Origin of the sequence: Paenibacillus sp. S-38 (assembly GCF_049942825.1) — a bacterium.
Taxonomy (GTDB): domain Bacteria; phylum Bacillota; class Bacilli; order Paenibacillales; family NBRC-103111; genus Paenibacillus_G.
Map to the genome: position 1 here is coordinate 5,001,437 of NZ_CP187970.1, position 20,594 is coordinate 5,022,030.

General features: G+C 60.0%; 18 protein-coding genes, 1 pseudogene and 1 riboswitch. Of the genes and pseudogenes, 4 read left to right on the plus strand and 15 right to left on the minus strand.

The annotated features are described in order from the left end of the window. Window positions 1-7: 7 nt before the first annotated feature. From ACP26L_RS21910 to ACP26L_RS21930, 5 genes and pseudogenes are all read right to left on the minus strand, one after another. Window positions 8-1,207 carry a Ger(x)C family spore germination protein gene (locus ACP26L_RS21910; protein WP_426446347.1) on the minus strand — a complete coding sequence of 400 codons (1,200 nt, stop codon included), beginning with the start codon at window positions 1,205-1,207 and terminating at the stop codon, window positions 8-10. Continuing rightward, the gene (locus ACP26L_RS21915) at window positions 1,204-2,784 is read right to left on the minus strand and encodes a spore germination protein (protein WP_426446349.1); all 1,581 of its coding nucleotides are present in this window, start codon (window positions 2,782-2,784) and stop codon (window positions 1,204-1,206) included. Before ACP26L_RS21915 ends, ACP26L_RS21910 begins: the two co-directional genes overlap by 4 nt. 161 nt (window positions 2,785-2,945) lie before the next feature. Then, window positions 2,946-3,554: a GNAT family N-acetyltransferase gene (locus tag ACP26L_RS21920; protein WP_426455045.1), complete on the minus strand. Its 609-nt coding sequence runs from the start codon at window positions 3,552-3,554 to the stop codon at window positions 2,946-2,948. Window positions 3,555-3,581: 27 nt separating this feature from the next. Next, a pseudogene (locus ACP26L_RS21925) lies at window positions 3,582-4,283 on the minus strand (carbon-nitrogen hydrolase family protein); the annotation flags it as partial. A gap of 312 nt (window positions 4,284-4,595) precedes the next feature. Continuing rightward, entirely contained in the window at window positions 4,596-4,763 is a 168-nt protein-coding gene (locus tag ACP26L_RS21930; RefSeq protein ID WP_426446350.1) for a hypothetical protein, read from the minus strand. Between the two features lie 117 nt (window positions 4,764-4,880). Beyond that, window positions 4,881-5,027, minus strand: a riboswitch (cyclic di-AMP (ydaO/yuaA leader). Window positions 5,028-5,312: 285 nt separating this feature from the next. Between ACP26L_RS21930 and ACP26L_RS21935 the strand changes: the two genes are divergently transcribed. Both ACP26L_RS21935 and ACP26L_RS21940 read left to right on the plus strand, forming a co-directional pair. After that, window positions 5,313-7,004, plus strand: coding sequence for a DUF2339 domain-containing protein (locus ACP26L_RS21935; protein ID WP_426446352.1), 1,692 nt, complete (start codon window positions 5,313-5,315; stop codon window positions 7,002-7,004). Window positions 7,005-7,242: 238 nt separating this feature from the next. Beyond that, window positions 7,243-7,650 carry a hypothetical protein gene (locus ACP26L_RS21940; protein ID WP_426446354.1) on the plus strand — a complete coding sequence of 136 codons (408 nt, stop codon included), beginning with the start codon at window positions 7,243-7,245 and terminating at the stop codon, window positions 7,648-7,650. Window positions 7,651-7,884: 234 nt separating this feature from the next. Here ACP26L_RS21940 and ACP26L_RS21945 read toward each other — a convergent pair whose 3' ends face one another. From ACP26L_RS21945 to ACP26L_RS21960, 4 genes are all read right to left on the minus strand, one after another. Beyond that, on the minus strand, window positions 7,885-9,075 hold the full coding sequence (locus tag ACP26L_RS21945) for a serine hydrolase domain-containing protein (RefSeq protein ID WP_426446356.1): 1,191 nt from the start codon (window positions 9,073-9,075) through the stop codon (window positions 7,885-7,887). Window positions 9,076-9,322: 247 nt separating this feature from the next. After that, window positions 9,323-10,237 carry a DNA-3-methyladenine glycosylase family protein gene (locus ACP26L_RS21950; protein ID WP_426446358.1) on the minus strand — a complete coding sequence of 305 codons (915 nt, stop codon included), beginning with the start codon at window positions 10,235-10,237 and terminating at the stop codon, window positions 9,323-9,325. Continuing rightward, the gene (locus ACP26L_RS21955; RefSeq protein WP_426446359.1) at window positions 10,203-10,790 is read right to left on the minus strand and encodes a methylated-DNA--[protein]-cysteine S-methyltransferase; all 588 of its coding nucleotides are present in this window, start codon (window positions 10,788-10,790) and stop codon (window positions 10,203-10,205) included. Before ACP26L_RS21955 ends, ACP26L_RS21950 begins: the two co-directional genes overlap by 35 nt. Then, on the minus strand, window positions 10,787-11,371 hold the full coding sequence (locus tag ACP26L_RS21960; RefSeq protein WP_426446361.1) for a bifunctional transcriptional activator/DNA repair enzyme AdaA: 585 nt from the start codon (window positions 11,369-11,371) through the stop codon (window positions 10,787-10,789). Before ACP26L_RS21960 ends, ACP26L_RS21955 begins: the two co-directional genes overlap by 4 nt. A gap of 144 nt (window positions 11,372-11,515) precedes the next feature. On the opposite strand from ACP26L_RS21960, the gene ACP26L_RS21965 reads away from it, so the two are divergent. Further along, the gene (locus ACP26L_RS21965; protein WP_426446363.1) at window positions 11,516-11,878 is read left to right on the plus strand and encodes a DUF423 domain-containing protein; all 363 of its coding nucleotides are present in this window, start codon (window positions 11,516-11,518) and stop codon (window positions 11,876-11,878) included. A gap of 285 nt (window positions 11,879-12,163) precedes the next feature. Here ACP26L_RS21965 and ACP26L_RS21970 read toward each other — a convergent pair whose 3' ends face one another. From ACP26L_RS21970 to ACP26L_RS21990, 5 genes are all read right to left on the minus strand, one after another. Next, window positions 12,164-12,586 (minus strand): organic hydroperoxide resistance protein, encoded by a 423-nt coding sequence (locus tag ACP26L_RS21970; protein WP_426446365.1) that lies wholly within the window; start codon window positions 12,584-12,586, stop codon window positions 12,164-12,166. Window positions 12,587-12,783: 197 nt separating this feature from the next. Continuing rightward, window positions 12,784-13,179, minus strand: coding sequence for a hypothetical protein (locus ACP26L_RS21975; protein ID WP_426446367.1), 396 nt, complete (start codon window positions 13,177-13,179; stop codon window positions 12,784-12,786). A 171-nt stretch (window positions 13,180-13,350) separates the two neighbouring features. Continuing rightward, entirely contained in the window at window positions 13,351-14,865 is a 1,515-nt protein-coding gene (locus ACP26L_RS21980; RefSeq protein ID WP_426446368.1) for an MDR family MFS transporter, read from the minus strand. Between the two features lie 455 nt (window positions 14,866-15,320). Further along, window positions 15,321-16,037: an HD domain-containing protein gene (locus ACP26L_RS21985; protein WP_426446370.1), complete on the minus strand. Its 717-nt coding sequence runs from the start codon at window positions 16,035-16,037 to the stop codon at window positions 15,321-15,323. Between the two features lie 52 nt (window positions 16,038-16,089). Continuing rightward, window positions 16,090-16,464 carry an SMI1/KNR4 family protein gene (locus ACP26L_RS21990; RefSeq protein WP_426446371.1) on the minus strand — a complete coding sequence of 125 codons (375 nt, stop codon included), beginning with the start codon at window positions 16,462-16,464 and terminating at the stop codon, window positions 16,090-16,092. 217 nt (window positions 16,465-16,681) lie between these two features. Here ACP26L_RS21990 and ACP26L_RS21995 point away from each other — a divergent pair, with 217 nt between their 5' ends. Then, entirely contained in the window at window positions 16,682-18,331 is a 1,650-nt protein-coding gene (locus tag ACP26L_RS21995; protein ID WP_426446373.1) for a stalk domain-containing protein, read from the plus strand. 93 nt (window positions 18,332-18,424) lie between these two features. On the opposite strand, the gene htpG is transcribed toward ACP26L_RS21995, so the two are convergent. Then, window positions 18,425-20,305: a molecular chaperone HtpG gene (htpG, locus tag ACP26L_RS22000; RefSeq protein ID WP_426446374.1), complete on the minus strand. Its 1,881-nt coding sequence runs from the start codon at window positions 20,303-20,305 to the stop codon at window positions 18,425-18,427. Between the last annotated feature and the right edge of the window lie 289 nt (window positions 20,306-20,594).

Here is a 20,594-nt window from a genome sequence, read left to right on the forward strand (position 1 = left end):
CGTCTCTTTACTCCTTCGGCGGATTGATAGGCTCGGTTACCGTGCCCACTCTCCGGATTTTTGCGTCCACATGAATCTCCACCGGTACGGCGGGAACCATCTGATCCCAGCTGCCTTTGATCCGCTTCCACAGCTTCGGCTGATCCCGGTGCACGGCATTGCCGAAGCCGAAGATATCGGTCTTGAGCTTGGTCTTGGACTTGGTTACCGCGGCCTGCACGCTGGCACGGATGGCCTTCTCCAGCCTCTCTTCGAGCGGCGGCACGCTTCGCAGATCCGTCACCTTCATCGGGCATTCCACATCACCGATATTCCCCTCCGTCTTCACCCGGATCCCGATGGCCGGAGCTCCGTCCTGCACGCGGGCATGTATACTGCTCTTGACGTGCCGCAGTTCAATGGCCACCCTGCCTCCGCCTTCCGGACAGGCCAGGGACACGATCGTACTCTCCAGGCCGCGCATGGCATAATTGAAGCCGGTGCTCTCCTCCTCGTTCAGCCAGCCGACCAGCCGGTCCTGCCGGAACACCGCCATCCCCTCATATTCGATGACCGCTTCCGGCTTGCTCTTCTGGACACTCGACTTGCTCTTCGCCAACGCCGGATCTCCGGCCAGCCGAATACCGGTTGCGACAGGCTGGATCCCTTCGCTGAGCATATCGGCCAGCAGCTCATCCAATGTGACCTCCACCACGCCGGCCCAGTTCTCCTTCATCACTTCGAGTGCGGAGAACATTTTGTTCGCCGGAATTTTCTCCAGAGGGGCCAACGCCGTCAGCACTTCTTCGGCTCGCGAGCTCTTGGCCACCAGCATGTAGAAATCGGTCCGCAGCTCATGATCCCTTGACAGAAAATCCAGCGCGTCCCTGATCCCCTCCCGTGCCAGCTCTTCGCCCAGGACCACGACCCGGATATGGGAGAGGTACAGCCTCCGGTTGAGCTTCATCGTCAACCGCCGCAGGGCTTCGAACACGGTAGCCCCCTTTCCTTGATAGACCGTGACCGGCGTGGCGTACCCCGAGCCGCCCTTGGCCGCGATCTCCTGGGCATTGACCAGCTGTACACTGACCGCATAGCCGTCCTTCGTCTTGTCGATCCCGAGGGCCACCACGACCGTCAGCTCGTTGAGCTCTCTGCGGTTCCAGCAGCCGGTTAAGCTCACCAGGAAGAGCACCAGGACACAGCCCAGCAGCAGGCGGCGCCTCATACGGGCTCCTCCGGCTGCGGCTGCGGCGACCGCTCCCGTGCCGAGTTGTTCTGGGAGATCAGCCGGGGCCTGGCGAACATCGCCCACTGGGGCAGGCGGAAGATCGAGTCCTTCTGGTCATCGGAGATGAACGGAGCGAAGGGACTCATGTAAGGCACACCGAACGAGCGCAGACTGCACAGGTGCAGCACGATGCCGATCAGGCACACGACGATGCCGAAGAGACCGAACGAAGCGGCGAGGATCATCATAATAAAACGTAGAATGCGCAGCGAGATCCCCATATTGAACGCCGGGATCACGAAGTTGGAAATCGCGGTAATGGCCACCACGATGACCATCGACGGCGAGACGAGCCCGGCCTCTACCGCCGCCTGGCCGATGACCAGGGTGCCGACAATGGATACCGCCTGGCCGACGGTCCGGGGCATCCGGACCCCTGCTTCCCTCAGGATCTCGAAGGTGATCTCCATCAAGAGCGCTTCGACGAACGCAGGAAAAGGAACGCCCTCCCTTGCCGCGACCAGCCGGATCAGGAGCTCCGGGGGCAGCAGTTCCTGATGGAACGACGTAACGGCCACATACATGGAGGGGGCCAGCAGCGTGATGAAGAAGCACAGATAGCGGAGGATACGGAGCAGGGTGGCAAAATCCGCCCGCTGATAGTAATCCTCGGAGGACTGGAAAAATTGGGTGAACAAGGCCGGCACCAATAAGGCAAAGGGCGTGCCGTCCATGAGAATCGCCACCCTTCCCTCGAGTATCCCCGCAGCTAGTGAGTCCGGCCTCTCCGTATTGTAAACGGTCGGAAAAGGGGTCCAGGCCTCATCCTGGATCAGTTCTTCGATATAACCGCTTTCGAGGATCGCGTCGATGTCGATTCGGTCCATGCGGCTGCGGACCTCGTCCAGTACAGTTTCATTCACGATGCCCCGGATATAGAGAATGGCCACGTCCGTCTGGGTCACCCGGCCGACCGTGCGGGCTTCCATCCGCAGCTCCGGGCTCTTGATCTTCCGCCGGACGAGGGCCGTATTGGTCCGGAGCGATTCCGTAAAGCCGTCGCGGGGGCCGCGGACTACGGTCTGCGAACTCGGCTCCTCGACGGCCCGGTCCTTCCACTTTCTCGTGCCGAGGGACAGGCCTACAGGGCACCCGTTCAGGAGCAGCACCGTCTCTCCGGACAAGGCCGAATGGCACAAAGCCTGCAGCGAAGTGACCTTCTTGAGTTCACCGACGGCCAGCAGCTTCTCGTTCAGCAGAGTCCAGAGATTCGCCTGCACGGCGGCAGAGTAAAACTCGGGATCGGACGCTCGCTGCAGCAGGAATTCCAGCACCTGCGACGGTTCCGCAATCCCGTCCACATAGATCAGGACCAGCCGGACATCGAGCGGACCGAAGGTAACCTCCCGGTATATAATATCCGGGCTGTCGCCCAGAATGGAACGGATCTGCTTCAAGGCCGGCCCCAGCTCCGCGGGAATCGGTTCTTCCGCCTTCGGCCTCGGAGCCGCCTGCCCTTTCACAGGGCGCTTGGATGTGCTGATCCATTTGCGTAATGTCGATCGAAGCCCCACGCGCCCACCCTCCAGTCGTTTCAATATATCCCATTCTTTCCAGAGGCTCAGGGGGTTAAACAGCGGACCCGCAAAGCGCCTTTCTTCGAACGAAGGACAGCAAAAAAGCCGGCAGGCAGCGTCTGCCTTGACCGGCTTTATGCGAAAAGGATCATGATGGATCAGTTCTGTCCTCTGTCACACGAATTCACCACGGCAAGTACCAGATGGTCCCGCCACTCGCCGTTAATGTTCACATTCTTCCTCGCCAGCCCCTCCTGCACGAAGCCGGCTTTCTCCAGCACCCGGATCGAGCCGGCATTGTGCGGCATGACGCCCGCTTCGATGCGATGCAGACCCAGCTCCCCAAAGGCATAGCCCACCACCAGCCGGACCGCTTCGCTCATGCGCCCCTGTCCGTTATGCGCCTGATTCAGCATATAGCCGATGAAGCAGCTCTGCAGCGCCCCCCTCAGCACTTCCATCAGGGTGATCGTACCGATCAATTCACCGGAGGCAGGCTCGAAGATGCCGAAGAAGTAGGCTTCATCCCTCTGCTTCTTCCTGAGGAGGTCCTGAATGCGGTTCCGCTGCCCTTGAAGCGTGTAAAAGTCTTCCCTGCGCGTCCCCGTGAATAAAGGAAAGAACTCGCGGTTGGCTTGTTCGAGCTGCAGCAGCCTGTCCGCATCCTTCAGCTGAAGCTCACGGAGACGAACACGTTCTCCCGCCAGAACCGTTCCATCCGGGGCGGCGAGCAGGTCATCCACCAGCACTTCCGGCCGCAGACGCATCGCCAGCCTGGCATCGGCCTGAGCCGGGTCGATATCGCAGACCGTCAGCTCCTCCGCCTGAAGACGCGCTTCGCACAGCTTCACGCCGTCCGGTGAGATCAGCTGGGACGCCAAGCCCTGCTCCTTCAGGGCATAATTCACGCTTGCGAAGAAGATGCCGTTCTCGAGACTGCGGCACCGCAGGGCTGCCTTGTAAAAGTCTGAACTACCCGAATCCCCCGTGTACTGCGGATGAAACACCACCGCGGCCCCTTGGCGTGCGGCCCACCTCACCGTCTCGGGGTACCGCCAGCCTTCGTGGCAGATGACAATGCCCAGCTTCACCCCGCCGACCTCGAAGACTCGGCGCCCGGTACCGGGAACATAACCGAACTGATCTTCTCCGGGGTCTATCTGATTCTTCGTCTGGTAACCGAGGAGCTCACCCTTCGCGGATATCACAAAGGCCACCAGGTGCTGGCCCAGCTCATCCTCCCACTCGGCGGGCAGAATCACAGCTACGCCGAGCCGTCCCGCAGCCGCTCTCACTTCTTCCACGGCGGCGGCAACCGACTCATGGTCGTAGGGGGCCACCTCATACCCGACACCCCGGAGTCCCGGAATGACCGACTCGGGGAAACAGACGATGGCGCACCCTGCTGCGGCCGCCTTCTCCATCATCTCCCGGACAGCGGCCAATCCGTCCTGCAGCGACCCAGGGAATCTCGTTTGGGCCAAACCGATTCTCATGCCATCCCCTCCCTCCGATTGCCTCGCGATTCATGGGATCGGTTCCGGGCATAGGAGCCAGGTCCTCATCCATGCGATGGAGTTATCTTACAACTTCGAGGGGCGGCCCGGCAAGCGAAGCTCTTGTGCGGAGGAGGCAGGCAAGCCGAACAACTCAAAAAAACCCGCAGCGGTGCGGGTTTCGACGATTAAGGAAGACGCCCGTCTTCCGGCTTCTATGGCGGAGGCTTCTACATCAGGAATCCGTGCCTGGTGCAAACTCCTTTTTGTCCCCGTGAGAGCTGGGCTTCTCCAGTCGGGCAATTCCGTGTATTAATCCGGGACGACGAAGAACCGGTTGCCCAGAATGTGTATTTCGTCTTCATGGTCGAGCTCGTCGACGTTCATGCCTGCCAGGGACTGCAGATATTCATAAGCAGATTTTTGATCCTTCTCATCCAGCCCGTCTACCAAATGAAACAACTTCTCTTTGTAAGTCATGTGTTCATCCTCCAATCAGGTCATGAATAGGTTGGTCTCCCATCTGTTTTGGAATGAAAGCGGTGTTTTTTGAAAGCCAAAAAACACAAGGCTAGCCTTGTGTCTCCAAACACACATCTATCCTTCCCACTTCGCTTACGAGGTTAGCTGTCGGATTCGGGCAGTGAGAATGCGCCCTTCAGCCCTGACTTGCAGTCGGACCGATTCACCCCAGGAAACTTGGTTCCCCCGCTTTTCTTACAGAAAATTCAGCGATCGATTATTCAATTGTAAAATACAGGTACAAAAAGGAGTTTACTACTTTTTACCCGTGAAAGCAAGACGTGAAACAAGCAATTTAGACAAACTTAATCTTTTTTTTGCAGATGCTTGTCCCAAGATCAGGCTGAACCTGCCGAAATCTTTCCTTAGATGGGGTCTCGCGTCGATCCCTGACCCCATTATTGCGTTGATTTCTTCCATTAAGAGGGAATTCATGGTTAACTAGAGGAAGACAGAATCCGCCGGCTCCCCCTGCTTCGCAGGGATCCGGCTCTTGAGGTGACCCTTATGGAATTGAAAGACCGCGTAGATCAATTGGAACGGCGCGTGCTGGAGCTCGAGCGGGAGGTCCGCAGACTGAGCCGGACTCCTGCGGGAAGCGGGCTGCCTTCCGGCAGCGCCAGGAGCACCGCGGCCGCCACAGCCCTCCCGTCCGCTGCGGAACCTGCGGTGACCGCGGCTGCTCCGGGGCCGGAAGACGCCGGCACTACGCCGCACCAGTCTGTGGACTGGGAGCATCTCATCGCCAAGATCTGGCTGCCCCGCATCTTTATGTTCGTTCTGCTCATCGGCCTGCTCTGGGGCTTCAAGGCAGCCGCCGAAGTCGGCCTGCTCTCCCCGGGACTGCGCTGCCTGCTGGGCTTCGCGGCAGGAGCCGCCTGTGTATATGCCGGCTTCCGGCAGCAGCGCAGAGAGCGGGTCCTGCTCTCCCATGTACTGCTCGGCGGCGCCGTCAGCGTCTTCATGCTGAGCACGTTCGCGGCGCATGATCTGTACGGCTACATCGGTGCCGCGCCGGCCTTCGCCCTCAATGTGCTCTGGGTGCTGGCCGGCCTCTATTTCGCCCGCCGTCTGCAGTCGGAGGCGCTGGCGGTGCTGGCCAGCCTTGCCGGCATCCTGGCACCGTTTCTTGTGCACAGCAGCGAGCCCTCCCCCTTGTTCCTGTCGGCCTACGATACGCTCCTGTTCACGGCCTTCCTGCTGTTCTCGGTGAAGTATCGCTTCGCCAAGCTGTTCTACACGATCTTCGTCCTGCAGCACCTCTCGTTCCTGCTCTTCCCTCTGCTGACGGGAACAGGCTCGGAGGAGATGGCGGCCGGGGTACTGGCGCAGCATCTCATTCTGCTGGCGGCCCTGCTCTCGGGGCAGACCCTGCTTAGGCATCATACCAAGATTCTAGTCGTCAGCTTCGCGATTACGTGCGTGTGGTTCAAGCTGGTCTTCGAGCCGTTCGTGTTCGAGACGGCACTTCTGATCTTCACAGCCGGTTATGCCTTCCTGTCCTGGGCGTTCCTTCGTCCGCGGGACCCCGCATCCCTGCCGTACGGTCTGACGATCGTCTCTTACGCGCTGCTAGCCTACCTGGCTGCCGTCATTCCGGGACGGACGCTTCCTCTGGCGCTCGAGCTGCAGGGGATCCTCGCCATTCATCTTGGAATCAAGGTCCGGAGCAGGCTTCAGCAGTTAAACGGCTTACTCATCTATATTCTCGCTCTTCTGCTCGCCGCCGGCTATCTCTCGGGCGGAATCGATTCCCCATGGTCCCTGCAGACGCTGACCTGGCTGGGAACACTGCTGAGCCTTGGCGCCCTGCGGAGGCTGGTTGTCCGCCATGGCGGCGAAGCTTACCTGAGCACCGCGGCCGCCGGCATCCCGTATGCGATGGCCGTGATCCTGCTTTTGTTCCTCGCAGACTTCACGCTGGCTGCGTCGGCGCAGCTGCCGGACCAGATCCAGCATCTGCTTGTCTCCCTGGTCTGGGCCCTGTACGCGGTGGCGGTGCTCTTCGCCGGGATCCGTACGGACCGCAAGCAGGCGCGGCTTGCCGGACTCTGCCTGCTCTTCCTGACGCTGATCAAGGTCATCTTCCTGGACCTCCCGACCGTCGCCCTGTGGGTCAAAGCGGTGCTCTTTATCGGGCTCGGAGCTGCCGGCATCGGGATCTCGCGCATGTTCTACGGCAGCGGGAAAAAGGAGTGAGGACGGTGCCGGGCTCATCCATCCCTCCCTTCTGACAGAGAGACCGGTGGGCCGCCCTGCTCCCCGATCCGCCGCGCCTCTCCTCTGCGAGCATCCGCCGAACCTGGACTAAAGTCCAGTTCGGAACTCGGCGCGGGTCCGACGCCGCAGGGCGGTGATTCAGGTATGATGATAGTGGTTAACTAAATCGAGCATACCCCGATATATATTCTTATATCTTAAGAAATGAGGCAAAGCCATGAAACCGAAACTGGTGCTCGTCGTTGGCACGATGGTGCTTACCATCACCATCGGCGGAAGCCTGTGGAGCAAAGATTCCAAAGCCGACCCGCTGCGTACCGCCCTTGAATATTCCGCTTCGAAGAACATACATACCGCCCACCCTGCCGATTTTCTCCAGACGCTCGGCGCTTCTTCGGAAGAGGAAGTTTACGATGCGCTGCTGGAAGGCAAGCCGCTTGCGCTGATTGCCGAAGACAACGGCCGTGACGTCCGTCAGCTGATCGATCTGCAGACCGCCGAGCTGTCCGAACAGCTTGACGCACGCCTGGCCAAAGGCTCGCTGTCCTGGGAAGCCTATGCCGCCCAGAAAGCGGAGCTCCGGGAGATCGTCGAGCGGAGCGTTTACGGTGTGAACCAAGCTTGACCGCCGGAAAGAAACATGAGAAATGCCGGCCTAAGCCGGTACAAGACAGAAGCCGCTTCCCTGGCCGGGAAGCGGCTTCTGTGCGTCTGTGTAAAGATAGGTAATAACGACAGGCAGTAAGGAAGCTTCCAAAGCGGACCGGAGCCGGCTTGCTTCGACCCCGGTCCTGCCTTGAATGCTTTTTTCATGATGGAGTTGCTTCTTGGAGGACAGACGCGGGCGGAGCCTCCCGATTCAGACGTTCTGGTGCTCCGTCTGGAATGAGCTTACCGCCCGCGTCAGTCTACAGGCACCTTCCGGGTTGGCGGCGAGCGGCGCATCGGAGCGGATGGCACGCACGATCCCGTTCAGCAGCTCCTCCGGCATTTCCCCGTCCGGGGATTCGGCGGTAAGGACTGCCACCAGATCCAGTCCTGGAACGACAAAGATCCGCTGTCCACCGGAGCCGGCCGCATAGAAGGCATCGAGTTTGGGGGAGCCGGCATCCGTCAGTCCAGGCACCAGCGGCTTCAGCCACCAGTAATAGCCGTATCCGCCTTTGCGGCCGTCCCTGTAGTTGTGGACAATGCGCCGCTGAAGCGATTCGCGCACCCATTTCTTCGGCAGCAGCCGCACGCCTTCCCACTCGCCTCCCTTCAGATAGAGCAGGCCAAGCTTGGCCATGTCCCGGGGAGTCAGCGCCATGGCCCATGCCCCGATACTGATTCCCTGCGGATCGGCATTCCACTTGTAATCCGCGATCCCGAGCGGTCCGAACAGGCGGGTCCGGGCATAGCCGGACAGGGGCATCCCTACGGCCTGCTGCAGCACCGCGGACAGCAGGTGGGCGTCCCCGTTGCTGTACGTGGACACCGTACCGGGCGTATGTAGTGCCGGCCGGCTAAGGACGTACCTTACCCAGTCCGCCGAATGCATCATCTCGGACGAGGATTGCTCCCCCGCATTGTTCCACTGGAGCCCGGAGGTCATCGACAGCAGATGCTTGATGCGCAGCTGCGCGGTCTTGGGGTCCCTCTTGAGCTCGGGATAGAACTCGGAGATTCGCTGTTCCACACTCCTCAGCTTCCCGTCCGCCAGCGCGGCCCCGGTCAGAATGGAGACGATGCTCTTCGTTACGGACCGTACATCCTGGGGCGTACCCGGCTGCAGGCCTTCCGCGTAGGCTTCGGCGACAAGCACGCCGCCGCGCACAACGACAAGGCTGCGTACCTGCCGCTCCCTGAGGGCGCTGACGGCCTCTGCGAGCCGGGCGGAATCCATGCCCTGCGTCTCCGCCTCAGCCGATCTCCAGCCTGCCGTCGGCCACTCCCCCGCCCGGTTCAGTCCCTGGTCGGGACCGTGCTCCGCAGCGAACAGCTCTCCCGCATGATGCCTCCATTCATGCGGACTGCCGCTGCCGGAATCCTTACCATTGGTTTCTCTCATTGCCTCGAATCCTCTCGTATCCACTTATCTTTCTCTAGGGTTTCAGACAAAATTTTACACTTTACTTATGAATTGAATATGACGGGAACCTTAAAGCCACTTAAAAATTACCTTAAAATAACCTTAACGCCGTATGAAAAATAACCGCTGCAGACGCCAAAAAGAGAGGCATGCGCCTCTCAGGCATGAGATGAAATTCCTCTATGCAGCGGTTCCTATAGGCCGGCCTCCCGGCTGCCCGCCCGCGCTAGTACAGCGAGCGCCACAAGTAAAAGGCAGCATAGGCCTCCCAGCCGGGCCAAGCCGCGAACAGCTCCGCCAGCTCGGGCAGGGTCGGCTTGCGGTCCATCCCGAGCAGGACGCGTACTGCGTTATGCAGCCCCACGTCCCCTGCCGGATAGGCCTCCGGATCCCGCAGGCAGCGCATCCGCACATACTGCGAGGTCCACGGCCCTACCCCGCGGATCTGCAGCAGCTGCTCCTCCGCTGCCCGGAAGCTGCCGAGCGAGAGCAGCCGCTCCTTCGACAGCGTCCCTTCGCTCATCCGCCGGGCAACATCGAGCATTGCGGCGGACTTCATCCGCGTAAGCTGGAGCGCGCCAAGCGCGTCCGGCTCCGCAGCGGCCAGCTGCTCAGGGCTGGGGAAATGGCGGTACACCCGCCCCTCCCACTCCAGCGAGCTTCCGTAGGCCTCAGTCAGCCGGCGCTTCAGCGTATAGGCAAACGCGAGGTTAACCTGCTGGCCGACGATCGCCCAGCACAACGCCTCGAAGAGATCGGGCACGCCGACCAGCCGGAGGCCGCGGAACTCCCGCGTCAGGCCGCCCAGAACGCCGTGGCCCTCCGCCATCCGGTAGAACGGCGCAAGATCCCGTTCCAGGTCGAACCAGTCGCGGATATAGCGCTCGGCTTCCTCCCTTGCCTCCGCTCCCTTCCACGTTCCGGCCAGTATGCGGACCGTCAATAGCTGCTCTTCCTCCTCTGTGATGCGAAGCACCACCGGTCCGCCCGCCAGGCAGAGCAGTCGGTTCACCCCGCCGTCCTTGACCTCGAAGAGGGATTCGTTGTCGGACCGGGCCATGTAATCCAGACAGGGAGTGAAGCGGAAGTCGGGCGGCACCGCCAGCCTAAAAGTCAAATCGCGCGTGTCCTGCAGCGACAAGGCCCTTCACCCCCTCGAGCTCCAGCAGCGCCTGCTTGATCCGCAGTCCGCCGCGGTAGCCGGTCAGCCTGCCGTCCGCCCCGATGACCCGGTGGCAGGGGAAGATCACGGGCAGCGGGTTCGCGCCGTTGGCCGCTCCCACAGCCCTTACGGCCTGCGGGCTGCCGACCGCCTCCGCGATCTCGCGGTAGGTTCGGGTCGTGCCGGCGGGAATCCGGCCAAGCTCCCGCCACACCTTCTGCTGGAACGGTGTGCCGCGCAGATCCAGCGCCATGTCTTCGAAGCGCGCCGGCTTCCCCGCAAAGTAAGCCTCCAGTGTCTCCGCCGTGCCGTTACGCAGGAACGCCTCCCGGTCTTCCGTGAGAACCGCCTGGGGCAGGTGGCGCTTCAGCCAGGCGGCGGCCGACTCCAGCCCTTCATGCGGGAAATGGATGCGGCAGAGCCCCCCCTCCGTGGCGAACAAAGTCCATGTCTCATCGAGCGCCTGGAACGGAGTGTAATAAACGATTCCGTCTTTAGCGTTTTCTGTTCTATCCCTTTGGTCTGTCTTCACTGCTGATCCTCCTTTAGGTGTCCGCCTGCGTGGCGCTCCCTGTACTCCGTGGGGCTCAGTCCCGTCTCCTGCCGGAACCACACGGCAAAATGCGACGGGCTCCGGAAGCCTACCGCCGCCCCCGCCTGCGCCATGGAGACGGAAGGGTCCGCCAGCTGGTCCCGGGCCGCCTGCAGCCTCACCCTCTGGAGCTGAACCGCCGGGCTGTGCCCGGTCACCCGCTTGTAGGTCCGCTGCAGGTGAAACGGCGAAACCGCCAGCTGCGCGGCCAGCGTCTTCAGCGTCAGCGGGCCCCCATAGCCCGCTGCGATGAGGGCATCCACCTGTGCCGCCAGGGCTCGATCCGGGCCATGCGGTCCCGGCGTCTCGGGCCTGCAGCGCTTGCAGGGCCGGAAGCCGGCCTGGACGGCGGCCTCCACGCTGGGGTACAGCCGGATGTTCTCCTTCTTCGGGGTGCGCGCACGGCAGGAAGGCCGGCACACAATGCGCGTCGTCAGCACGCCTGTATAGTACACACCGTCATAGGTGTCCTCTTTTCTTGCGATCGTCTCGTAGACTCGGTCGAACAGCTCGGGTTCCATGAAGCCCACCTCCTACCGCCAGTATAACCCGCGGGCCCGCCGTTTGACATGCCTGCCGGCTACGACAGCAAGATTTCGACAGCGCGGCGGCGTTGACGGAAGGCGCCCAAAAACGGTAGTATTTCGTTGGGAGGCGTTATAGTCATGACATCATTACTCGTACTGGGCAGCTTGAATATGTTCCTCGTCGTCGCCCTCGGGGCGTTCGGCGCACACGGGCTGAAGAACAAGCTGTCCGAAGACGCCATGAAAGTATACCAGACCGGGGTGCAATATCATATGGCCCATGCGCTGGGGCTTCTGCTGATCGGCGTGCTCTCCGGACAAATGCCGGATGCGTCACTGCTGGAGACGGCCGGATTGCTGCTCTTCGCGGGCATCGTTCTGTTCTCAGGCAGCCTATATGCGCTTTGCCTTACCGGAATCCGCAAGCTGGGGGCGATTACGCCGCTGGGCGGCCTGGCTTTTTTGGCCGGGTGGATTCTGGTCCTGATCTCGGTGCTCTAAACATGCAAACGGCGAAAACCCTCAAGGCTCATGCCTTGAGGGTTTTCGGGATGTCCGCTTTACAGCGGCAGCTTCATCGCCGGCAGCCTTGACCGGCCTTGCTGAGCCGGCTTCGGGGCGCTGACTTATTAGGCCGCCGCTCTCTACCAACTTGGCTGCCGGCTCTCCTAACTCGTATCCGTTGCGGCTCTCTTGACTGACAATCCCCACCGCTGCACCATTCGGCCCGCGCCATAGATCTCAAGCAGCAGCGTCAGACTCTTCACTTAACCCGCCCGGCGGCCGTTAAACCAGCTTTAACTCCACATCAATATTGCCGCGGGTCGCTTTCGAGTACGGGCACACGCCGTGGGCCGCTTCGAGCAGCATCTGTGCCGTCTCGCGGTCCGCCCCTTCGATATAAACCTCGAGCACGCCGGCCAGCTTGAAGCCTCCGTCCGCTTCGTCGCTTAGGATCGAGATATGCGCCGTTACGGAGGTGTGGGTAATTCCCGGCACCTTCTTTGTGCGGATGACCAGGTTCAGCGCCGAATCGAAGCAGGCTGCGTACCCGGCGGCAAAGAGCTGCTCGGGATTCGTGCCTTCCCCTCCCGGACCTCCAAGCGCCTTCGGCATCTTGATCTCCACATCCAGCACGCCGTCCGCCGATACGACCTTTCCTTGACGGCCCCCGGTGGCCGTAACTTCCGCTGTATACAATGCGCTCATGTTCATTCCCCGTTTCCGATTCTGATTCTGATTTAAATTGTTCACAATGTAATCGTACACGACTTATTTTATTTTGTCAAATTAAATTGTTTACAATTCAAATAAGCTGTCCTCGGCTTGTACATGACACTGCAGCAAAAAAAGCCGGGAATAGGGACACGATTCCGTCCTTCCCGGCTAATCTTCTCCCTCCCCTGCTACAGCGGATCGCGTCCACCCGCTCCCGGCAGAGCGGATCCACTTCCGGTGAACTTATGCCCGCATTTGGAGCAGAACAGCGCATGCTGCGGCAGGTGGCTGCCGCATGGACATACCTTCTCGTTCTTCACCGCGAGGATCTGCGCCTGCAGCCGCAGGATTTCTTTCTGCAGGGCGGCAATCGCGGCAGACTGACCTGCCACCACCCGCTCCGCCGCCTTCAAGTCGCCAGCCTTATACGCATCCACCGCCGCCTGACCGGCGAGGAGCTGCTTTCTCTCGATTTCTTTTTCACGTGAAGAGATTTGAGTCTGCAGCTTCGTGACCTCCAGGGTTATCTGCGCCAGTCTTGCCGCTTCCGCCGCACTCTGCTTCACTTTCTCGAAAAATGACATCCGTATGCACCCGCCTTCCGCCTCCGTGGCTGCCCTGCCCAGACCGCTCCCTCTCTACTCTAATCGTATGGAACTTGCGGCCCGCTTAGAATTTGTCCGGCAGCGGATGGATACGGGAATTATGCGGGTGCTTCTCCGCTTCCCTTCGAGCTTGAACTCATCTTCTTGATCTTATGAGGACGACTGAACCAGCCGGGCTCTGCCGAGCAGGGTGCAGGCCGTGAGCCCGATACCCACGAACACCGCCCCCGCGAGGAAGACTTCCCCGATCGCCGAGCCCAGTGCAGCCTCGGCTGCCTTCAACGCCTCCGGTGGCAGGGATGCTCTGCCGGCCGGGTCCAGCAGAAGCTGCTCCAGATGGGTGCCCGGCGCAAGCTGCAGCCCCTTTGCGCTGAGTTGCCCTTTTGCCGCCGGCTCCAGAAGCACCGTCATCCGGCCTGCCAGCAGACTTCCCAGGACACTGACCCCCAGCGTACCGCCGATCGAGCGAAAAAACTGGGAGCAGGACGTCGCCGCCCCTCTCTCCTGCCATGTCACCGCATGCTGCGCCGCCGTTCCGAGAGCCGGGTAGACCGCGCCCATGCCAAGTCCCGTAACGGTGAGACTCAGCAGGAGCTCCAACAGGGAAGAATCGGCATCCAGCCGGCTCAAGAGCAGGAAGCCCGCCAGCATCAGCGATAGACTCGGAAGCAGGATTCCCCGGAAGGTGGCACGGAGCATCCAGCGTCCGCAGGCCATGGACGTGACCGCCGCCGACAGCATCAGAGGCGTAAGCATCGAGCCGGCAGCTGAAGCGCTGAGCCCCATGACTCCCTGCGCATACAGAGGGACATACATGATCGCCCCGAACATGCCCGCACTGACGAAGAAACCGGCCAGGCTGCCGTACCCCAGGGTCTTCCGCCGGAACAGCCCGAGCGGAATGACGGGCTCCTTCACGCGCAGCTCTACACGGATGAAAGCGCCGAGCAGCACCGCCGAAGCGGAGAACAGTCCCATAATGGGAACGGAACCCCAACGGTACGAAGTCCCGCCCATGACGAGGGCAAGCAGCAGCGAGGTGACCCCTCCCGTCAGCAGCACCGCCCCCCACCAGTCGATGGAAGGCCTCACCGGCCTTCTGTCTCCCTCCTGCAGTCCCCTGCTCACGAAATACAAGGCGGCAGCACCGATCGGAAGATTGATCCAGAAGATCCCCCTCCAGCTCCAAAGCTCCGTCATCCATCCGCCCAGTGCCGGCCCCACGATGCTGCTAACTGCGAATACGGCGCTGAACAAGCCCATGAAACGGCCTCTGCGTTCCGGGGGGAACACATCCGCAGCTATCGTGAAGGCGACCGGCATCAGGGCTCCCGCCCCCAGTCCCTGAACTGCGCGGAATGCGGTGAATGAGCCCATGCCGCCGGCCATCCCGCACAGCAGCGAACCGAGGAGGAAGAGTCCCATCCCGGCCATGTATGTGATCTTACGTCCGAACCAATCCGCTAGCCTGCCATAGAGCGGCATCGTGACGGTCGAAGCCAGCATATAGGCCGAGAATGCCCAGCTGTACAGCGAGAGCGCTCCCCATTCGCCCAGTACGTTAGGCATGGCCGCAGCGACAATCGTTTGGTCGATGGACGACAGAATCAAGCCCAGCAGCAGCCCCCAAGTGATAAGCCGCTGTTCTTTCATTTCGGTACTCATATCCCACGCTCCTTACGTTGTTACCGCTCCGCGGAAGCAGTAATGCAACTATACGGGGAATAGACAGAAAAATATAGACTTATTCTTACCGATCGGTTATTCTATAGCTAGGATACGCCCCAAATTACTTTTTACATATTTTTCCAATTATGAGTTGTGGAATGATTCTATTCCACAGCTTTTTACTCTGCTTCGGCGATTAGAAAATAGTGCGAACCGCGCAGGGGCTTCCAGTTCATCCGCCAGCCGCCGGATGATTCCATGCTGTTCTTCCGCCGGCCTTCCCTTCACCAGCGGCCGCTTCGCATACACCTTGCGAACCTCTGCACGCAGGGCACCGCGGGTATCTGCCGGACAAGGTACAATGCGGTGCGGCTCCTGCAGCAGGACCTGCATGCAGCGCCGGGCCTCGCGGGAGTCACAGTCCGCAAGGCATGCCGTCAGCTCGCAGTCCGTCATGGCGGCGAGAGCATCGATGGCCCCCGGAGCCCCCGCTCCACATGCAGAGCGGCCGCCCTGCCGAGCAGCTCGTCCGCGGCCAGGAACATCGGGCTCAGGAAGATGCGGTGGTCTGCGGCGATGGCCTTCATCAGGTGCACCGCGGCCTCTTCGTCCGCTTCAGCGTACGGTCCGCGGAAGCTCAGCCGCCGCATCAGCTCTGCAGGGGCCCGTTCAGCTTGCCCCGCTGACCAGGTATCCCGCAGGAAGCTGTCGAGATGATCGAGACCGAGGAAGTCCGACCGGTGGGACAGCGGCGTGTCCCGGTTCAGCAGATCTATGATGGCATGCGGCGCTAACCCGTGACGCTTGAGAATTGGGGCGAGCGGGTCGCTTAAGATCGCCCTCTCCGTGTACTGATGATGATTTAACCCGAGCACCCGCTCGATCGAATGGGAAAACGGCAGATGCCCGGTATCATGGACGATCGCAGCGGCGTGGAGCTCTCTCCACCCGGAGAAAAAGTGCCGCGCCAGCGTCCAGACCCCGATCGTATGCTCGAGCCGGGAGTGCACCATGCGGCTGATCAGCGAGCCGGCCCCATAATGGTGCACATGCTTCAGCCTGCGCAGCGGTGCGCTTTGGAACAGCTCCCTTTCGAAGGGCTCCGGCTCGATCTGGAGCTGATACAGCGGCTCCCATACACGCTGTCCGCTCTGGAATAAGAAATGCATTGGCTTCACAGTCGCCTCCCGCCTTCCGTTTCATTAAACCGGACTTCATTATTCAGTCCCCTGCTTCCCATTTCGCCGCCTGCTTGGCCAGCTTCAGTTCTTCGAGCAAGAACATATCGAACGTGGGATAGATCTTCCGTGGTGCATCACTGCCTTCCACATAGAGATACACCGCCGGATGATCCCCATCAGATTTCTCTGAGAGAAGCTCTTCCGTCGCTTCTCTCAGGCCGGTTACTTGACCCCAATGGATATCCGTTCCGCGCAGCAGCCTTCCCGCTCCATGTCCGGCCATGAGCAGAAGATTCCGGTAGTGGCCGGGCAGCCGAAGGTTGTTCTCCTTCTCAAATCCTCTTACTTCTTCCTCACTGCAGCCCCGGATTTCCTCCGGCTCGGCAATCCCATCGTCCAGCAGCTTTCTGTACAAGTCATCACATTCCAAGACGCAGCAGCCTCCCCGTTCATGTTTCTCTTTGTCATCCCCGCCTCTTTACCCTTTCCTTGGTTTGGAAGCCATTTCCTTACACCTTAGCATTCCTTCCGCGACAGTGTCCAGCAGATGCCGCCGCTCCCCATTCCATGCAACATTCCTCCTCCGGCATCCGTCTGTGGGGTAGGTATTTTATGGAAATGGGGGTTAGCCTGTGAAAAAACGAAGGAGGAATGGACTGTCCGCCGTGCTGCTGGCGGCTGCACTGATGTCTGCCCTTCCGCCGGCAGGAATTCGTGCCGAGCAGGCACTTCCGGATCAGCGCACACCCGCGCAGGTGGAGGCCGCGAGACAGCTGCTGGATCAAGGGATCACGCAGGAGACTGTGGAAAAGCTTGGTCCCCGTGCGGAGCTGGCGGCAGCCGTTCTACACTCCCGGAAGCTGAGCCGCACAGAGCTGAATAAGCTGGTACAGGGGCTGGCGCGGTATCCGAATACGACAGGATATTACTCGGATAGCAGCATGATTAATGGAGTCATGGAACTGACGAGTGGGGAGCTGGCTACTTCACCGGGTGCCCCCCTCGAGCGGCGGATGTGGGCCCGCAAGCAGATCGACATCTCCCTTAACGCTGGCCTTGCTGCCCTTGGCCCTTGGGAGGAATTTCAGGAGCCGATCTATCTCAATGATAAGGCCTACTTCCCTGTCTACCGCTTGATGACGATGCTCGGCGGCGATGCTCAGTGGAACGGCACGTCCAAGGAAGTCACCCTGATCACCCCTTGGAAAAGCCGCTGGAAGATCAGTACCGGCAGCGCGGAGGTCCGCAATGAGAAGCGGCAGGTCATCGGCACGCTCTCCGGACCGGCGCTGCAGGTTGAGAATCAGGTGCTGGTTCCGTTCGATTTTTGGAGCGCGGTCATGGGCTTCCGTTCGGAATGGGATTCCAGCCGGAAGTCGTTCCTGCTTGTCACCGAGCCGCTGTTCAGCCCGGGCACTTCCGAGGGGACGAGCAAGGGAGCCGCTCAAGCCTATGTCATGCCCGATCTCAATGTACGGCTCGACAGCGGATATGTCCGTCTTACAAGCATGCCGCTCAATTATTATGCTCACATCTACTATCCGCTGGAGGTCGGTGCCGGACTGCTGGATTTGACTGCCGAATACGACGAACAGGCGAAGCACCTCATTCTGAAAACAAGCAAAAAGATCGGTGAAAACCACCCGCAGGGCATGGATGTTCCCCCATCCCCACATCTTCCGAGCGTATCGGTGGACTCGATTGATTCGGTTCAGGTTACGCTGGACGGGGTACTCCAATCCGACTCCAACGGCCGCCCCCGGACTCTCTATCCCGGCTTGTTGATGCACCGCGGCAAGGTGTTCGTAGCGATCAACCAGCTGGCGGAACTTACCGGCCATAGGCTCAGCTACACTGCGTTGGACTCCGCAAAGACTCTCACGCTTACAAAGCCGCCGTCCCGCACTATCCTCGAGAAACTGGCACCGGGCGTCTCCCGAAACGATGTGCGAAGACTGCTCGGCAACTCCCCGCGGGTGGTGTATGATGCGGCCCATGGCACCCGAAGCTGGGAATATCGCTTCGTCACCGACCAATTCCCACTCTCTCCGTTGTATTCGGACCCGGCCGTCCCGGAAGCTAATACCGCAGGGGCCTATAAGCTTGCAGCCTTAGAACGGGAAGCGCTGATGAGCGGAAAGCTGGCACTGCAGCTCTTCGTACACCATGAACCGGACAGCCTGAACATGAGCGGCTATACCCTCTATCGGAAGCTCGGGGATACCATCCGCGAGACCCGCGTCGCCCCAGACGGCACCGTGACCGAGAGGGACCTGCCCTAGCATAAGCCCAGCCGTATCGCCGGCCTATCTGTATAGTCAAAAAAAGCCCCCGGTCGCCGGGGGCTTCGCTATTAGCTTCTTTTAGTACTATCCTTACTTCATGATCTTGCAGATATCGTTCGTGAAGTCGACCGGGTCCTGGATCGGCAGGCCTTCGATCAGCAGCGCCTGGTTGTACAGCAGGTTCGTGTACAGGCCCAGCTTCTCCTTGTCCTGCTCGAACGCGTTCTTCAGCGACTGGAACACCTCGTGGTTCACGTTGATCTCGAGGATCTTGTCCGCGGACACGTCGCCGCCGCTCGGCATCTGCTTCAGGATCTTCTCCATCTCGATCGAGACATCGCCTTCCGTAGTCAGGCACACCGGATGCGACTTGAGGCGCTTCGACGCACGTACCTGCTTCACCTTGTCGGACAGCACGCTCTTCATGTGCTCGAAGAGGTCCTTCGTTTCGCTTTCCTGCGCTTCATCCTGCTTCTCGTCAGCCGTTGGCTCGATGCCGAGGTCGCCGCTCGAGACGGAACGGAATTCCTTCTCCTTGTACGAGCGGATCATCTTGATCGCGAACTCGTCGATGTCGTCGGTGAAGTACAGAATCTCGTAGCCCTTGTCCGCCACAAGCTCCGTCTGCGGCAGACGCTCGATGCGCTGGATGGACTCGCCGGAGGCGTAGTAGATGTACTTCTGGTCTTCCGGCATTCTCGCAACGTACTCTTCGAGGGACACCTGCTTCTTCTCCGTGGAAGAGTAGAACAGGAGCAGATCCTGCAGCTCGTCCTTGTTCATGCCGTAGTCGTTGTAGACGCCGAACTTCAGCTGGCGGCCGAACGCCTTGAAGAACTGCTCGTACTTCTCTCTGTCGTCCTTGAGCAGAGAAGCAAGCTGCGACTTGATCTTGTTCTTGATGTTCTTTGCGATGAGCTTCAGCTGGCGGTCATGCTGCAGCATCTCACGAGAGATGTTCAGCGACAGATCCTCGGAGTCGACCATCCCCTTCACGAAGCCGAAGTAGTCGGGCAGCAGGTCCGCACACTTGTTCATGATGAGCACGCCGTTGGAATACAGCTCAAGCCCCTTCTCGTACTCTTTGGTGTAGTAGTCGAACGGAGGGTTCTCCGGAATGTAGAGGATCGCCTGGTACACCACCGCGCCGTCCGCACTGATGTGCAGGTGCGTCAGCGGCTTGTCGAAGCCATAGCGCTTCTCCTGGTAGAAGTTCTCGTAGTCCTCGGCTGTCAGCTCACTCTTGTTCTTGCGCCAGATCGGCACCATGCTGTTGACCGTCTGCTCTTCCACCTGCTCCTCGAACTCGTTCTCCTCGCCTTCCTTCGGTTTGTGGACTTTGACGTCCATCTTGACCGGGTAGCGGATGAAGTCGGAGTACTTCTTGATGATCGCCTTCAGGCGGTACTCCTGGAGGAACTCGTCGTAGTTGTCGTCCTCGGTGTTCTCCTTGATCTTCATGGTGATCTCGGTGCCCACGGACTCCTTCTCGGACGGCTCGATGGTGTAGCCGTCCGCGCCTTTCGAGTGCCATTTATACGCCTGGTCGCTGCCCAGCGCACGGCTCACGACCGTCACCTCGTCCGCCACCATGAACGCCGAATAGAAGCCTACGCCGAATTGTCCGATGATATTGTGGCCGTCCTTCAGCTCGTTCTCTTTCTTGAAGGCCAGCGAGCCGCTCTTCGCGATAACGCCGAGGTTCGTCTCGAGTTCGTCCTGCGTCATGCCGATGCCCGTATCGGCGATCGTCAGCGTGCGGGAGTCCTTGTCGGCCGTCACCTTTATGTAATAGTTTTCCTTATCAAATACAAGCTTGTCGTCCGTCAGCGCCCTGTAATAGATCTTGTCGATCGCGTCGCTGGCGTTTGAGATCAGTTCCCGGAGGAAGATCTCCCTCTGGGTGTAGATGGAGTTGATCATCATCTCCAGCAGTCGTTTGGATTCGGCTTTGAACTCTTTAACAGCCATGAAAGAAAGCTCCTTTCAGATTCTAAAAAAAGATAGGGTTCCGCCCCTGCGGCGGCTGCGGGCAGATGCATGATGAGGGATAGTGCCTCTCCGGCATTAGCACTCAAAACTAAGGAGTGCTAACACTTCTTGTTTTTATATATCATATTCTAATTTTTGATGTCAAGCCGTTTACACAAAGTCCATGAAAGCGTACCGCACCGACACGGCGTGCACATCAAAAAAACCGCCGTTGCGGCGGTTTTCCCGATTCCGAATGGGTCTGCCGTGGAACGCCCTGCTTGTCCGA

Excerpts from the sequence above, each read along its gene's own strand:
- ACP26L_RS21965 (WP_426446363.1), top strand. The coding sequence starts at position 11,516 with ATGACATCATTACTCGTACTGGGCAGCTTGAATATGTTCCTCGTCGTC.
- ACP26L_RS21975 (WP_426446367.1), bottom strand. The coding sequence starts at position 13,179 with ATGTCATTTTTCGAGAAAGTGAAGCAGAGTGCGGCGGAAGCGGCAAGA.
- ACP26L_RS21945 (WP_426446356.1), bottom strand. The coding sequence starts at position 9,075 with ATGAGAGAAACCAATGGTAAGGATTCCGGCAGCGGCAGTCCGCATGAA.
- ACP26L_RS21910 (WP_426446347.1), bottom strand. The coding sequence starts at position 1,207 with ATGAGGCGCCGCCTGCTGCTGGGCTGTGTCCTGGTGCTCTTCCTGGTG.
- ACP26L_RS21985 (WP_426446370.1), bottom strand. The coding sequence starts at position 16,037 with ATGCATTTCTTATTCCAGAGCGGACAGCGTGTATGGGAGCCGCTGTAT.
- htpG (WP_426446374.1), bottom strand. The coding sequence starts at position 20,305 with ATGGCTGTTAAAGAGTTCAAAGCCGAATCCAAACGACTGCTGGAGATG.
- ACP26L_RS21970 (WP_426446365.1), bottom strand. The coding sequence starts at position 12,586 with ATGAGCGCATTGTATACAGCGGAAGTTACGGCCACCGGGGGCCGTCAA.
- ACP26L_RS21980 (WP_426446368.1), bottom strand. The coding sequence starts at position 14,865 with ATGAGTACCGAAATGAAAGAACAGCGGCTTATCACTTGGGGGCTGCTG.
- ACP26L_RS21940 (WP_426446354.1), top strand. The coding sequence starts at position 7,243 with ATGAAACCGAAACTGGTGCTCGTCGTTGGCACGATGGTGCTTACCATC.
- ACP26L_RS21960 (WP_426446361.1), bottom strand. The coding sequence starts at position 11,371 with ATGGAACCCGAGCTGTTCGACCGAGTCTACGAGACGATCGCAAGAAAA.
- ACP26L_RS21935 (WP_426446352.1), top strand. The coding sequence starts at position 5,313 with ATGGAATTGAAAGACCGCGTAGATCAATTGGAACGGCGCGTGCTGGAG.
- ACP26L_RS21920 (WP_426455045.1), bottom strand. The coding sequence starts at position 3,554 with ATGCGTCTGCGGCCGGAAGTGCTGGTGGATGACCTGCTCGCCGCCCCG.
- ACP26L_RS21930 (WP_426446350.1), bottom strand. The coding sequence starts at position 4,763 with ATGACTTACAAAGAGAAGTTGTTTCATTTGGTAGACGGGCTGGATGAG.